We start from the raw sequence: 14919 nt of genomic DNA, 5'->3' as shown, positions 1-14919 counted from the left end.
GCGAAGGCGCGCGCAGGGTCGACGTACGGCGCAACGGCGGTAGAGTCGACTGTCAGTCGACTATCGCGCGCAGCGCGGGATTTTCGCGGTGTCACAGAAGAGCAGTCGACTGACAGTCGACTCTACCCCTCGCGCTGCATCACGCGGCCTGTCGGATGCGTGCGCCTGGCAGCTCCACCAGGGCCCGGCCGTTGTGGTCGAGCAGGCGCAGGCCGCCGTCATGGTCTTCGGCCAGCGCGGTCAGGCTTTCCACCCAGTCCCCATCGTTGGCATAGACCAGGCCATCACGCTCGATCAGCGCCGCGCGATGGATGTGCCCGCAGACAATGCCATCCAGCCCCCGCCGCCGTACATCGTCCAGGCCAGCCTGCACGAAACGCTGGATGTAGCGCTCGGCGGCACTGCTGCGCCGTTTCAGGAACTCGGACAGCGACCAGTAACGCAGCCCCAGCGGGCGGCGTACCGCGTTGAACAGGCGGTTGCCAGTCAGGATGCGGTAGTACAGCCAATCACCGAAGCGTTCCTGCAGGCCGCCGAAATGGGTCACGCCGTCGTAGTCGTCGCCGTGCACCACCAGCAGGCGGCGGCCATCGGCGGTCACATGGATGGCGCGCCGGCGCACCTGCATGGCCGGCAGCATCATGCCGCAGACCTGGCGCAGCGAGGCATCGTGGTTGCCGGGAATGTAGATGATGTCGGTGCCTGCCCTGCGCAGCGCGTGCAGGGCCTGCACCACATCGCTGTGTGACTGCCGCCAGCGCGCGCCGCGGTGGGCCATCCACCACAGGTCGATGATGTCGCCCACCAGGTACAGCCGCTCACAGCGCAACCGCCCCAGGAAGCGCGCCAGTTCTGCGGCGTGGCAATGCGGCGATCCCAGGTGAACGTCAGACACGAACACGGCCCGATGGCGCGGCGGCAGCGGCGCCACCCCGCTCATGCCACCGCCCCCGCATCGCGCAGGTAGCGCTTGCGCTTGTGTGGCCGGATCGCCTCCAGGTCCACCTCGATCAAGCCGTCGATGGAATCGCTGAAATCCGGATCGACGCCAAACGCCAGGAAGCGGGCACCTCCGGGTTCGCACAGCTCGGTGTATTGCCGGTACAGCGTCGGCACCATCGTTCCCAGTGCGGCCAGGTTGGCCTTCAGCACCTCGAACGCACCGGCAGCGTCCAGTTCACCGTAACTCGGCGGCGCGGCGAAATACTGGAACGGGCGATGCGATTCGACCAGACCCTGCGCCCCGCCGTGATAGCGCTGGTAGTAAGCCACCAGCTGCTCGCGCGCATCGCGCGGCAAAGCCGCACTGATGGACACCGCGCCGAACAGGTAGCGGATGCCCGGCTGGCACTGCAGGTAGGCACCGATGCCCTGCCACAGATAATCCAGGCTGCGGCTGCCCCAGTAATCGGGCACCACGAAGCTGCGGCCCAGCTCCAGCCCTTCGGCGATGCGTGGAATGGCATCATCGGAATAGCGGAACAGCGAAGCGCTGTAGAGGCCGCCCAGACCACGGCGGGCCAGCGCCTGGGCGCCGCGCATGATGCGGTAGGCACCGGCAATACGTTGCGCCACCGCATCCCAGATCACGATGTGCTGGTAGTCCAGGTCGAACGCATCCAGATCGCGTGCGCGTCCGGTGCCCTCGCCCACGCGGCGAAAGGTCAGTTCGCGCAGGCGCCCCAGTTCCAGCAGCAGCGGGCAGCCCGCTGCGCAGCGCGCCAGCAGGATCTGCTTGCCGTCACCGGTCTGTCCCAGCTGCTGGGCCGCCGCCACGGCCCTGGCCACCTCGGCCGGCGGCAGCGGTGCGGCCAGCGGTTCCTGCGCCGGCGCGGCCACGTCGCTGCAGCGCAGGGCGTACAGCGCGCGCCGCACGGCCAGCAGCTGGGCGCTGGCATCACCATGGGCCAGCTGCATCGGCTGGCCGATCTGCAGCCGCAATGGGCGCCCGCGGCGAGCGAACATCTCGCGCGCCAGCAAGGCGGTGCCGGCCGGCTTGAACAAGGCCGAGGCGCTGTAGAACAGCAGTGAATTGCGCGCCTGCACCCGTACCGGCAGCACCGGCGCCGACGATGCGCGGGCGAAACGGACGAAGCCACGCTGCCAGCGCCCATCGCGGATGCCACGCACCGACAGCCGCGACACTTCACCGGCGGGGAACACGATCACGCACTGTTCGGCGGCCAGCGCCTGTTCCACTGCCTGCAGGCTGGCGCGCTGCACCTTGCCGCCCAGCATGCGCACCGGCAGCAGCAGCTCCCGCAGCGGCGCCAGCGCACCCAGCAGGTCGTTGGCCACGATGCGGACATCGCGCCGCACCCGGCCCACCGCATCCAGAAGGGCCAGCGCGTCCAGCGCCCCGGACGGATGGTTGGCCACGATCAGCAGCCGCCCCTGCGCCGGGATGCGATCCAGGGCGTCGGATTCCAGCTGGTAGGGGCTGCCCAGGAAATCCAGGCTCGCAGAGACGAAGTCGAATCCGCGCAGGCCTTCGCTGCGCTGCAGGAAGGCCTCGATGCGGTCCAGCCGCGACCAGCGACCGATACCGCGCAGCAGGGGCCGGGCGAACTGCCCCCGGCGGCCATGGAACCATTCGGGGAAGCGTTGCTGGAGGCGCTGCTGCAGTTCCTGCATGGCGTGCTCGCGGGTGCCCGGCGGCCGGATTGGCGCAGAGCCTGCGCCCCCGCCAAGGCAGGCAGATGGCGGTTTGGCGGCAGAAAAATGACGGCCCTGCCCCGCGCATCCCCCCGGCCCGACGGCCTGCCAATGGTCACGCCAATGGAACACTGCCCCTGCAACATCAGGCACTTGCGCCCCGCAGGGCCCGTGAAGATGGGCACACCGCCTTAACCACCGGCAACCTGTCCGGGTTCACAATGCACAGGCGGCGCACCCCGTGTATCATGCGCGCCCATCTTTCCATCCGAATCAAGGGATATACCGCCTGATGTCCAGCTATCTCTTCACCTCCGAGTCGGTCTCCGAAGGCCATCCGGACAAGGTTGCCGACCAGATCTCCGATGCGGTGCTGGACGCGATCCTGACCCAGGACCAGCGCGCGCGCGTGGCCTGCGAAACCATGGTCAAGACCGGTGTTGCCATCGTCGCCGGTGAAATCACCACCAGCGCATGGATCGACCTGGAAGCGCTGACCCGCAAGGTCATCACGGACATCGGCTATGACAGTTCGGACGTCGGCTTCGACGGCGCCACCTGCGGCGTGCTGAACCTGATCGGCAAGCAGTCGCCGCACATCGCCCAGGGCGTGGACCGCAAGAAGCCCGAAGAAATGGGCGCTGGCGACCAGGGCCTGATGTTCGGCTACGCCACCAACGAAACCGACAGCTACATGCCGGCGGCCATCCACCTGTCGCACCGCCTGGTGGAACAGCAGGCCAAGATCCGCAAGAAGCGCAACTCGCCGCTGTCCTGGCTGCGCCCGGACGCCAAGAGCCAGGTCACCCTGCGCTATGAAAACGGCGAAGTCTCGGCCATCGACGCGGTGGTGCTGTCGACCCAGCACGCCCCGGGCATCAAGCAGAAGGACCTCATCGAGGCCGTCCGCGAAGAGATCATCAAGCCGGTGCTGCCGGCCAAGTGGCTGCACAAGGGCACCAAGTTCCACATCAACCCGACCGGCAAGTTCGAGATCGGCGGCCCGGTGGGCGACTGCGGCCTGACCGGCCGCAAGATCATCGTCGACACCTACGGCGGCTGGGCCCGTCACGGTGGTGGCGCGTTCTCCGGCAAGGACCCGTCCAAGGTCGACCGTTCGGCTGCCTACGCTGCCCGCTACGTCGCCAAGAACGTGGTGGCCGCCGGCCTGGCCGACCGTTGCGAAGTGCAGGTCTCCTACGCCATCGGCGTGGCTGAGCCGACCTCGATCTCGGTCACCACCTTCGGCACCGGCAAGATCAGCGACGACAAGATCGAGAAGCTGATCCGCAAGCACTTCGACCTGCGCCCGTACGGCATCATCAAGATGCTGGACCTGATCCACCCGATGTACCAGCAGACCGCGGCCTATGGCCACTTCGGCCGCAAGCCGAAGGAGTTCAGCTACCTCAACGGCGAAGGCGAGACCGTCAACGCCACGGCCTTCTCCTGGGAGAAGACCGACCGCGCCGCCGCCCTGCGCGCCGACGCCAAGCTGAAGTAAAGCCGACGGGTAGAGCCGACTGTCAGTCGGCTGACCTTGAAGAAGGGCCGCGAAAGCGGCCCTTCTGCTTTCTGGCAGCGCCGGCCACTACCTGCGACGGCATGCAGCCCGCCGGCCACCTTGCAAATCAGCCCCCGCCACGCCAGCATGCAGCCCTCTATCAAGGAAGATGGCGCATGATGTCCCGACTGTTCGACCGCTGGTTCAAGGACAAGCCCACCCCCGAGGCATTTGCCGCGAAAGTCATCCAGACCGCACGCCGGCTGGGCATCGACAAGCCGCTGGAATACCAGGCTGATCAGTTCCGCATCGCCTACGACGGCGGTTCGTTCTTCAACCTGCACAACGCCTACTGTGCCTATCTGGACGTGGAACGCGGCCGCCAGCGCGACGTACTGGAACGCTTCACCAGCATCCTGGGCATGGCAAGCGAGGAACCGCTGCCGTTTACCGAGATCCGCGACCGGCTGCGCCCGGTGATCCGCAACCGCAACCTGCTCGACCAGATCATCCTGCAGGAGATGGAAGAGAACGGCTTGGACGCCCGGGTGTCCCTGCAGTACCGCCCGCTCACCGGGGAATGCGTGGAACTGCTGGCCGTGGACTACGACCAGCACACCGCTACCCAGACCCGCGACCTGCCCGAGGAATGGGGCATCACCCTGGACCAGGCACTGGCGATCGCGCGCGACAACCTTCGTGCACTGGACGATGCGCCCTTCGTCGAGATCGCCCCGGGGCTGTTCCGCTCTACCTGGAGCGATGCCTATGACAGCAGCCGCGTGCTGCTGCCCGAACTGCTGCACCGCCTTCCCCTGGCAGGCCCGCCGGTGTTCATGCTGCCCACCCGCGACGTGCTGCTGGTGGCCGGCGAACGTGATGAAGACGCGCAGCAGGCAATGGTTGCCGAGGCCAGCGAGGCCTTGGACGATGGCCGGGTGATCAGCGGCGACATGCATCACTACGTGGAAGGCCAGCTGCAGCCCTTCACCCCGGCCAGCGAAACACTGCAGCAGGCACTGCGCGCCCTGCGCCTGCAGCTGCACGCGGGGCTGTACGCCACCCAGAAAGAGCAGCTGGACAAGGTGCATGCGCTGCACGCGCACGACGTGTTCGTGGCCAACTTCATCGTCGACGGCAGCAACCATATCTCCATCGGCTGCTGGTCCGAAGGCGTGGAGACCTCACTGCCGCAGACCGACTTCATCGCGCTGGTGGTGGAAGAGCGCGATACGCAGATGGTGGAGTGGCACGTGGCAATGCGCGAATTCGGCCACCTGCTGGAAGCCGATACCCGACACATCCACCCGCCGCGCTACCTGACCCGCGGCTTCCCCGACGCGGACCTGCGCACGCGCGTGCAGCCCGGCTGACGTCTCCCGTGCCATCGGCGCGGGCGGCACGCCCGGCCCGCGCCCGATACAATCGGGCCATGTCGACCGAACTCAAATCCCACCAGCTGTCCATGACCGTGCTGATGTCGCCGGACATGGCCAATTTCTCCGGCAAGGTCCATGGCGGCGCGATCCTGCGGCTGCTCGACCAGGTGGCCTATGCCTGTGCCAGCCGCTACGCCGGCAGCTACGTGGTTACCCTGTCGGTGGACCAGGTGATGTTCCGCCAGCCCATTGCGGTGGGTGAACTGGTCACCTTCCTGGCCTCGGTGAACTACACCGGTACCTCGTCGATGGAAATCGGCGTGAAGGTGGTGGCCGAGGACATCCTCAAGCGCAGCGTGCGCCACGCCAACAGCTGCTTCTTCACCATGGTGGCCGTGGACGAGACCGGCAAGCCCACCGCCGTGCCGCCGCTGCAGCTGGAAACCAGCGACGAGCGCCGCCGCCACGCCGCTGCGCTCATCCGCCGCCAGCTGCGCCAGGAAATGGAACAGCGGCACCTGGAACTGCTGGCCTCGAACCCGCCGTCGCCGGAAGGTTGAAGGGGCTGCCGGCCAGCGGCCGGCACTACCCTTGCTGTTCGGGCAGATAGGGCGACCGGAACTGTTCGATGTTCAGCAGCGGATCGACCTGTGCCAATGCGGCCGACGCGTCTACCGACGACACCACGTACAGGTAGTAGTCGTAACCGAAGTGAACTTCGGCGCTATTGCTCACCAGCTTGCACCAGATGACGTTGCGCAGCACGTCGCGCGCCACCTGCTCGATCCCATCGAGATCCAGCGGCTGGCCCTCCTGGTAGAGGTGCGAGTCACGCCGTTCAAGCGACTGGATGCTCAGTGACTCGACACCGATGCCGATGCAGAAACGCCTGATCGCGTCCAGATAGGCATCCTCGACAACGAGGTAATCCTCGATGCTCACCCGCTTGCCGACATCGCTGAAGTCAGTCCACGTTTCGGGCGGTGAGCACAGGTACCCCTCGGGCATCCGCTGCCAGTATTTGGTGATACGCCAGGAATGCTTCATGGGGCCGGAGGATACCGGAAGGCGCGGGGCAAGCCGTGCATCCGACATCGCGGGGTTGCCGGCAAACGGCCGGCACCCCCCATTGCGCATCACCCGGTGTTCTGCACGCCCTGCGAAACCCCGTTCACGCACGCCACCAGTGCGCGCAGCAGATCGTCGTCCTGGCGCCCGCTGGCCCGCCAGCGCTGCAGCAGATCGACCTGCAACACACTGATCGGGTCCACGTAGGGATTGCGCAGGCGGATCGACAGCGCCAGCCGCGCATCGTGGTCCAGCAGGGTCTGCTGGCCCATCAGCGCCAGCAGCCAATGCCGGGTCAGCTCAAGCTCACGCTGCACCTGCGGGAAGAACCGCCCGTGCAGGTCACCGGACAGCAGCGAGAACTGCTCGGCAATGGTGATATCGCCCTTGGACAACACCATGGCGATGTCATCCAGGAACGTGCGGAAGAACGGCCAGTCACGCGCCATCGTGCGCAGGGTCGTTTCATGCCCCGCATCGACCGCCGCCTGCAAACCGCTGCCCACGCCGTACCAGCCGGGAATGACCGCGCGCGCCTGGCTCCAGGCAAACACCCAGGGAATCGCGCGCAGGTTGCCCAGCGCGGCATCCTGGCCGAGCCGCCGCGAGGGCCGCGAGCCCAGCGTCATCCGCTCGATCACGTCGATCGGCGTGGCCGTGCGGAAGTAGTCCATGAACTGCGGTTGGCCGACGAACGCCCGGTAGACCTCACTGCTGGCGGCAGCCACCTGGTCCATCACCGGCCGCCAATCGTCTTCGCGCGGCTCGGCCGCACGCGGGCGCAGGCTGGCGCGCAGCACCGCGCCGGTGGACTGCTCGAGCGAGCGCAACGCCAGCGCGCGGATGCCGTACTTGCGGTGGATCACCTCGCCCTGCTCGGTCACCCGCAGGCGGCCATCGACGCTGCCACGCGGCGAGGCATCGACCGCATGGGTCGTCTTGCCACCGCCGCGGCTGATCGAGCCGCCACGGCCGTGGAAGAAGGTCAGGCCGATGGACTGTTCGGCGGCCACTTCCAGCAGTTCCACCTGGGCACGCTGCAGGCCCCAGCGCGATGCCGCGATGCCGCCGTCCTTGCTGCTGTCCGAATAGCCCAGCATCACCATCTGCACATCGCCCCGTGCGCGCAGGTGTGCGCGATACACCGGGTCGGCCAGCAGGTCACGCAGGGTAGCGGTACCGCGCTTCAGATCGTCCACGGTTTCAAACAGCGGGGCGATATCCAGTGGCACCGCGCCCTCGTCATCGACCAGGCCGCCGCGCCGCGCCAGCGCCAGCACGGCCAGCACGTCGCTGCGGTCATGCGCCATGGAAATGATGTAGCTGCCCACGGCATCGGCACCGTGGCGCGCGCGCGCATCGGCCAGCGCCGCGAACACGGCATCCAGGCGCGCGTTGCCTTCATCGCTGCCGGCCGGCAATGGTGTTTCGCCGCTGGCGTGCGGGCCCAGCAACCGCGCCCGGCCCAGCGCGTCCAGCGCCTTCCATGCATCGTCACCGCCCAGCACCGCCGCCAGCGCGCGCGCATGCACGCTCGATTCCTGGCGCACGTCCAGCCGCGCCAGATGGAAGCCAAAGGTCTTCACCCGCCACAGCAGTCGCTGCACCGCAAAGCCACCGGCATGCTCGCCGCGGTTGGCACGCAGGCTGTCCAGGATCAGCTGCAGATCCTCGATCAGCTCATCGGGGCCAGCGTAGGCGCCTTCGCCGTCATCCAGCGTGGCCTGCACGCGCGCACGCATACGGTCGTTGAGCAGGCGGTAGGGCATATCGGCATGGCGCGGCCGCGACTGCACCTGCGGCAACTGCTGCTGGTACTGCGCCACGCGCGCCTGCAGTGCTTCGCTCACCGCCACCCGCTCGGTGGACTGGCTGAGCAGGCTGGCCAGCTGCAGCAGTTCCTTCTGGTAACGCCCCAGCACCGCCTGGCGCTGCGCATCCAGCGTGTTGCGGATGGTGCCGGCATCGACATTGGGATTCCCGTCCATGTCGCCGCCCACCCAGGTGCCGAAGCGCAGCAGGCGCGGCAGCGGCAGTTCCTGCCCATACGTATCGCGCAGCGCCTGCTGCAGCGATTCGTACAACACCGGAATCACCCGGTACAGCACCTGCACCAGATAGAAGCCCACGTGTTCGCGTTCGTCATCCACGGTGGGCCGCACCGGCGATGAATCGGTGGTCTGCCACGAGGCGGTCAGCGCCATGCGGAAGCGCGCGGCGTCGGCGGCGGCTTCACCGGGCGTGCGCTGGCCATCCAGGTTGTCCACCAGGCTGGCCACCATCAACTGTTCTTTTTCCAGCAGTGCACGGCGCACCGCTTCGGTGGGATGGGCGGTGAACACCGGTTCGATGTCGATGCGCGGCAACCACTGCGCCAGTTCGTCCAGGCTCACGCCCTGCGCCTTCAGGTGCTGCAGCGCGTCCTGCAGGCCGTCAGGCTGCGGCGCGGCGGTACCGGCACGCTGGTAATCGCGGCGGCGGCGGATGCGGTGCACGCGCTCGGCAATGTTCACCACTTGGAAGTAGGTACTGAACGCACGCACCATGGTTTCGGCCTGCTGCGGCGTACGCCCGGCCAGGCCCTGTGCCAGTTCGGCCAGCGGCGCCTGGTTCTCGCGGCGGGCAATGGCGCGGGTGCGCACATCCTCCACATCATCGAGGAACGCGGCGGAGACTTGTTCCACCAGCAGATCGCCAACCAGTGCGCCCAGCCGGCGCACATCATCGCGAAGCGGAAGATCGGGGGAAGCGAATTCGATGCTGCTGCGGTACTCGTTCATCGGCGACGCACGAACCTCTGGGCATGATCCGTCGCCAAGCCTACCCCAGTTCGCCGCCGTTGCTGCGGCGCGAAAATGGTTTCATCTGCACGTATCGTCCGGCTACGGATATACCAATCGGGGAGATACTGAAGGGGCAGAGTCGACCGTTGGTCGACCATCGCGCGCAGCGCGGGATTTCGGCAGTCGAGCATGGCTCGACTCTACATCGGCGGCCCCCATCGCAGGGGCCGCCGTCAAACACGCGTCAGCGCTTCTTCTTCGCCTTGCCCTGCGGCACCGGTCCCAGGGTCTGTTCCAGCCAGCGCTCGCTTTCGGCCAGCATGGTCATGATCGATTCGCGTGCGCGGTAGGCATGCGATTCATTGGGCAGCATCACCAGCCGCGCAGTGCCGCCCAGGCCCTTCACCGCCGCGAACATGCGCTCGCTCTGGATCGGGAATGTGCCGGAGTTGTTGTCGTCCACGCCGTGGATGAACAGGATCGGATCCTTGATGTCACCGGCGTAATTGAACGGCGACATCTTCTGGTAGACCTCCTGCGCCTGCCAGTAGTTGCGTTCCTCGGCCTGGAAACCAAACGGGGTAAGCGTGCGGTTGTAAGCGCCGCTGCGAGCGATGCCAGCCTTGAACAGGCGGGTGTGGGCCAGCAGGTTGGCGGTCATGAACGCACCGTAGGAATGGCCACCGATGGCGATGTGGTCACGATCGGTCACGCCACGGCGCACCACCTCGTCCACCGCGGCCTGCGCATTGGCCACCAGCTGTTCGATGTAGGTGTCGTTGGGTTCCTTGTCGCCCTCGCCGATGATAGGCATGGTCGGGCTGGCCAGCACCACGTAGCCCTTGGCCAGGAACGCCTGCGGCCCCCAGTAGCTGACCGCGTTGAAGCGGTACGGCGAATCGGTCACCTGGCTGGCCGCGGCGGCACTCTTGAACTCGCCCGGGTAGGCCCACATCAGCAGCGGGCGCGGGCCATCGCGCTTGGGGTCGTAGCCTGGCGGCAGCAGCAATGTGGCGGTCAGGTCCACGCCGTCGGCACGCTTGTAGCGGATCTGCTCCTTCTGCACGCCCTTCAGCTGCGGCAACGGGTGGGCGAAGTGGGTCAGCGCGCGCGGCGCGGCGCTGGCATCGGCCAGCGACTGCACCTGGTAGTTGGCCGGCTCGTCGGGGCTTTCGCGGGTCAGCAGCAGCGAGGTGCCTTCCTGGTCCAGCAGCGCAACCGGCAGCGAATAGGCCGGCGCCTGCGAATGGAACAGGCGCGTGGCCTGGCGGCTTTCGATATCGAAGCGGTCCACGAACGGACGGTCGCCTTCCGGCGAAGCGCCCTGCCCGTACAGGAAGATGCTGCGGCCATCGGCGGTGGTCTGCAGGCGCGCGCGACCGTTCACATCGCGTACCACGCCGGCACGGCCGGGATCGTTGTAGCGGTCCTGGGCGTCGCGGTCCCACAGCAGCTGCGGCGCCTGCGCGGCATCGTCCGGGGCGATGCGCCAGGTCTTGCTGTTGCGGGTCTTCCACCACGACTCATTGAGCAGGGCCAGGTCGCCGCGGCCCCAGGTGATGCCAGCGAAACGGCTGCCCAGCTGAGCCAGGGTCACCGGCGGCTTTTCAAACGGCGCGGCCTGCATGAACACCGCATCGCGCACCTTCGCTTCGCGGTTCGGATCGCCGCCGTCCTGCGCCTCGGCCCAGACCAGGGTGGCGCCGGCGTCGGCGCGCCAGCTGATGTCACGCACGCCGGTCACTTCGGCATCGTTGCCGGTCGGAAGGCCTTCCACCAGCGGCCGCACGGCCACGGTGTGGGCCAGCTGGCCGTTGCGGTCCAGCACTTCGATGCGGCGCGGGAAGCTGCCCACCGGCACCACGTAGGAATACGGACGCTGCACACGCTGGCTGAGCAGGTAGTTGCCATCGGGCGATACGCTGAAATCCAGGTAGATGCCCGCCGCACCCAGCGCGCGGGTCTGCCCGTCCAGGCCGACCTGCATCGGCTGGGCCTTGGCGTAGTAGTCGAACAGGCGCGCATCGGCCTCGTTCTTCAGCAGGTCCTGGTAGGTGCGGATGGACACCACGCCGCTGCTCTTGCCGGTCTGCTGCACGGCCGGGCCGGTGGGCACGCCATCGGCCGGCGGCGGATCACCTGCTCCGGCCACGCGGGTCATGACGATCAGCCCGCGGCTGTCAGGCAGCCACTGGTAGCCCTCGCCGAACACCGTGTTCAGACCGGCCTGCAGGCGGCGGGCGCTGCCAGCGGCCACGTCCACCAGCCACAGTTCGTTGGCACCGCTGGCCGCGTCCACTTGGTTGAAGGCCAGCCACTTCTGGTCGGGCGACCAGGCCAGGCCGGCAATCGACAGCTGCGCCGGCAAGCCGCTGATCTGCCGCTCCTTGCCGTCGGCCACGTTCATCAGCCACAGCTTCTGGCCGAAGCTGAAACGGCTGTCGGAGAAGGTACGCGGGTTGATGCGCACGCCGGCCAGCTTCAGTTCCGGCTGCGCCACCACCTGGATCGACGGCAGCGGCGGCATCTGCATCAGCGCGGCCACGTCGCGCCGCGGCGACAGGGACAGCGTGGGCGCACGCGGCGCGTCCACCACTGCCTGCAGCGCGGCCGACGGCAGTTCGTAGCCGGCGGCGGCCTGGGCGGCAGCGGCCGGGGCGATACCGGCCGACCAGGCCAGCGGCGCTACGGCCAGCAGGGCCATCGACAGGACCAGACCGGTCCAGCGCCGCTGGCGGCGCGCGTGCTTGCTCATCGTTCTTCCTGTTTCGGTGCGTGAATATCCCGACCTTAACAGGCAGCGCCACGGCCCCCATCTGCCGATGGTTGGGGGCCGCGATATACTGGGCGTTCTCCCCTGCCGAGGGGCGCTGCGACCGGAACCCATGAGGCCCGGCCAGGCTCGGTAAGGTGGCTTTGTAACAACGGCGCCCGGCTAGATGCGAGCACCCGCTCGTCCACAACCGGAGCTACTGCATGAACGCTGTTGCCAAGACCTTCTCCACCGAAGGTGACTACAAGATCCGCGACATCACCCTGGCAGACTGGGGTCGCAAGGAACTGGACATCGCCGAGCATGAAATGCCGGGCCTGATGTCGATCCGCCGCAAGCACGCCACCAGCCTGCCGCTGAAGGGCGTGCGCGTGACCGGCTCGCTGCACATGACCATCCAGACCGCGGTGCTGATCGAGACCCTGAAGGACATCGGCGCCGACGTGCGCTGGGCCTCGTGCAACATCTTCTCGACCCAGGACCACGCCGCTGCGGCCATCGCCGCCACCGGCACCCCGGTGTTCGCCTGGAAGGGCGAAACTCTGGAAGAGTACTGGGACTGCACCCTGGACGCGCTGACCTTCACCCTGGCCGACGGCACCCTGACCGGCCCGGAGCTGGTGGTGGACGACGGCGGTGACGTGACCCTGCTGATCCACAAGGGCTACGAGCTGGAGAACGGCAGCGACTGGGTCAACACCGCCTCGTCCTCGCACGAAGAACAGGTCATCAAGAACCTGCTCAAGCGCGTTGCCACCGAGCGCCCGGGTTACTGGGGCCGCGTGGTCAAGGACTGGAAGGGCGTCTCCGAAGAGACCACCACCGGCGTGCACCGCCTGTACCAGCTGGCCCAGGCCGGCACCCTGCTGATCCCGGCGATCAACGTCAACGACTCGGTCACCAAGAGCAAGTTCGACAACCTGTACGGCTGCCGCGAGTCGCTGGCCGATGGCCTGAAGCGCGCGATGGACGTGATGCTGGCCGGCAAGGTCGCCGTGGTCTGCGGCTACGGTGACGTGGGCAAGGGCTGCGCCGCCTCGCTGCGCGCCTATGGCGCGCGCGTGATCGTCACCGAGATCGATCCGATCTGCGCCCTGCAGGCGGCGATGGAAGGCTATGAAGTCAACACCATCGAATCGACCCTGGGCCGTGCCGACCTGTACGTCACCACCACCGGCAACAAGGACATCATCCGCATCGAGCACCTGAGCGCGATGAAGGACCAGGCCATCGTCTGCAACATCGGCCACTTCGACAACGAAATCCAGGTCGATGCGCTGGTGGCGTTCCCGGGCGTGAAGCACGTGAACATCAAGCCGCAGGTGGACAAGTACATCTTCCCGGCTTCTGATGGAAGTGCTGGTAATGCGATCTTCCTGCTGGCTGAAGGCCGCCTGGTGAACCTGGGCTGCGCCACCGGCCACCCGAGCTTCGTCATGTCCAACTCGTTCGCCAACCAGACCCTGGCCCAGATCGACCTGTGGGCCAACAAGGACAGCTACGAGAAGAAGGTCTACCTGCTGCCCAAGCACCTGGACGAAGAAGTGGCCCGCCTGCACCTGGAAAAGATCGGTGTGAAGCTGACCACCCTGACCCAGGAACAGGCCGATTACATCGGCGTGCCGGTGCAGGGCCCGTTCAAGCCGGACCACTATCGCTACTGATCGGCCGATGCAGCCACGCATGGCGTGGCTCTACAAAGGCCGCGGGGTCGGATCCCTTTCCGCAGGAAAGGGCTCTGCCCCCCGCAACGGATACACACAGAACGGGCGCCTTCGGGCGCCCGTTCTGCGTTCCGCGCGCCCTGTCACAGAGCCCTACGAAGTCGCTTGCTACGCTTCCCCCCCCTGCGGCCCCGCCGCAGCTGTTCCAGTGCCCAGCCCGCTCCGTGCGGCCGCCACGGCGCCCCCGTTCCATGGTTCGCCCCATGCCTGCCGCCCGCAGGCCATGCGCCAGGACGCAGACATCAAAGGATCGACATGCAGCGCAGCAGTGAACGTATGACCCGGGCCCTGAAGCCCCTGATGACCCTGTGCTGGGTGGCCCTGCTGGCCGCCTGCACCCCGCCGTCCAGCGACGCCCAGGCCACCGCCCCGGCTGCCGGCCCCGCAGGCAGCACCGCCTGTGCCGATGGCGCATCGCCGGCGCAGACCCTGATCTGCAAAGACCCGGCCCTGACCGGCCTGGACGCGGACCTTGGCAAGGCCCTGGCCACCGCACAGGCCACCCTGGACAGTGCAGGCCAGACCAGGCTGCAGGCCGAGCAGCAACGCTGGACCCAGCACACGCGCGACCTTTGCGGCGACGCACAGTGCCTGCAGCAGGTGTTCGCCGACCGCATCAAGGTGCTGACCGCCACCCGTGACGGCCTGATCGACCAGGACGCCTGCGAAACGCCCGACGGCCAGCAGCAGTGCGTGGACACGCTGGTCCTGCGCGACCCCAACAGCCAGCTGGCAGCCTTCAATACGCTGCTGGGCGAAAACGGTCAGGAAGGCCGACTGCTGGGCTGCAGCGCCGCCACCAACATGGGCGGCGGCCCCAACGCCCTGCTGGCGGCCAACTGCACCCAGGAAACCACCGCCGGAAAGCGCAACGTGCAGCTGTGCAGCAACCAGATGGTCGGCCAGTTCGCGCTGGAGCCGGCACCGGCCGCCTACGGCACCCAGGCCACCCGCCAGCTGCTCGGCTTCACCCAGCAGCACTGCGCCGGCTGAGATCCGCCGTGCGCGCCCGGCTCTTTTTCCCTCTTTGAAG

General features: G+C 67.4%; 10 protein-coding genes and 1 riboswitch. Of the genes, 5 read left to right on the top strand and 5 right to left on the bottom strand.

Going from position 1 to position 14919, the window contains the following annotated elements; translation table 11 throughout:
• Positions 1-139 precede the first annotated feature (139 nt).
• Together C1922_RS03710 and C1922_RS03705 are read right to left on the bottom strand one after the other, a co-directional pair.
• Positions 140-940: a UDP-2,3-diacylglucosamine diphosphatase gene (locus C1922_RS03710; RefSeq protein WP_108748560.1), complete on the bottom strand. Its 801-nt coding sequence runs from the start codon at positions 938-940 to the stop codon at positions 140-142.
• The gene (locus tag C1922_RS03705; RefSeq protein ID WP_108748559.1) at positions 937-2634 is read right to left on the bottom strand and encodes a GNAT family N-acyltransferase; all 1698 of its coding nucleotides are present in this window, start codon (positions 2632-2634) and stop codon (positions 937-939) included. Before C1922_RS03705 ends, C1922_RS03710 begins: the two co-directional genes overlap by 4 nt.
• 313 nt (positions 2635-2947) lie before the next feature.
• Here C1922_RS03705 and metK point away from each other — a divergent pair, with 313 nt between their 5' ends.
• The 3 genes from metK to C1922_RS03690 all read left to right on the top strand — a co-directional run bounded on the left by metK (position 2948) and on the right by C1922_RS03690 (position 6098).
• Positions 2948-4159, top strand: coding sequence for a methionine adenosyltransferase (gene metK, locus C1922_RS03700; protein WP_108748558.1), 1212 nt, complete (start codon positions 2948-2950; stop codon positions 4157-4159).
• A 176-nt stretch (positions 4160-4335) separates the two neighbouring features.
• Positions 4336-5532, top strand: coding sequence for a hypothetical protein (locus C1922_RS03695; RefSeq protein ID WP_108748557.1), 1197 nt, complete (start codon positions 4336-4338; stop codon positions 5530-5532).
• A 59-nt stretch (positions 5533-5591) separates the two neighbouring features.
• Positions 5592-6098 carry an acyl-CoA thioesterase gene (locus tag C1922_RS03690; RefSeq protein ID WP_108748556.1) on the top strand — a complete coding sequence of 169 codons (507 nt, stop codon included), beginning with the start codon at positions 5592-5594 and terminating at the stop codon, positions 6096-6098.
• Between the two features lie 25 nt (positions 6099-6123).
• Here the strand turns inward: C1922_RS03690 and C1922_RS03685 are convergent, their stop codons facing one another.
• The 3 genes from C1922_RS03685 to C1922_RS03675 all read right to left on the bottom strand — a co-directional run bounded on the left by C1922_RS03685 (position 6124) and on the right by C1922_RS03675 (position 12144).
• Entirely contained in the window at positions 6124-6585 is a 462-nt protein-coding gene (locus C1922_RS03685; protein ID WP_159091856.1) for a hypothetical protein, read from the bottom strand.
• Between the two features lie 89 nt (positions 6586-6674).
• A complete protein-coding gene (ppc, locus tag C1922_RS03680; RefSeq protein ID WP_108748554.1) occupies positions 6675-9386 on the bottom strand; it encodes a phosphoenolpyruvate carboxylase in 2712 nt (903 codons plus the stop codon).
• Positions 9387-9633: 247 nt separating this feature from the next.
• The gene (locus C1922_RS03675; RefSeq protein ID WP_108748553.1) at positions 9634-12144 is read right to left on the bottom strand and encodes a prolyl oligopeptidase family serine peptidase; all 2511 of its coding nucleotides are present in this window, start codon (positions 12142-12144) and stop codon (positions 9634-9636) included.
• A 101-nt stretch (positions 12145-12245) separates the two neighbouring features.
• Positions 12246-12329: riboswitch (S-adenosyl-L-homocysteine riboswitch) on the top strand.
• Between the two features lie 36 nt (positions 12330-12365).
• Between C1922_RS03675 and ahcY the strand changes: the two genes are divergently transcribed.
• Together ahcY and C1922_RS03665 are read left to right on the top strand one after the other, a co-directional pair.
• Positions 12366-13826, top strand: a complete 1461-nt coding sequence (gene ahcY / locus C1922_RS03670; RefSeq protein WP_108748552.1) for an adenosylhomocysteinase — start codon at positions 12366-12368, stop codon at positions 13824-13826.
• 336 nt (positions 13827-14162) lie between these two features.
• The gene (locus C1922_RS03665) at positions 14163-14879 is read left to right on the top strand and encodes a lysozyme inhibitor LprI family protein (protein ID WP_234413464.1); all 717 of its coding nucleotides are present in this window, start codon (positions 14163-14165) and stop codon (positions 14877-14879) included.
• Positions 14880-14919 lie beyond the last annotated feature (40 nt).

The sequence above is a fragment of the Stenotrophomonas sp. ZAC14D2_NAIMI4_7 genome (assembly GCF_003086675.1).
Taxonomy (GTDB): Bacteria; Pseudomonadota; Gammaproteobacteria; order Xanthomonadales; family Xanthomonadaceae; genus Stenotrophomonas.
Note: the sequence above shows the minus strand (reverse complement) of the source record. Positions and strands in the feature narration are given on the sequence as shown.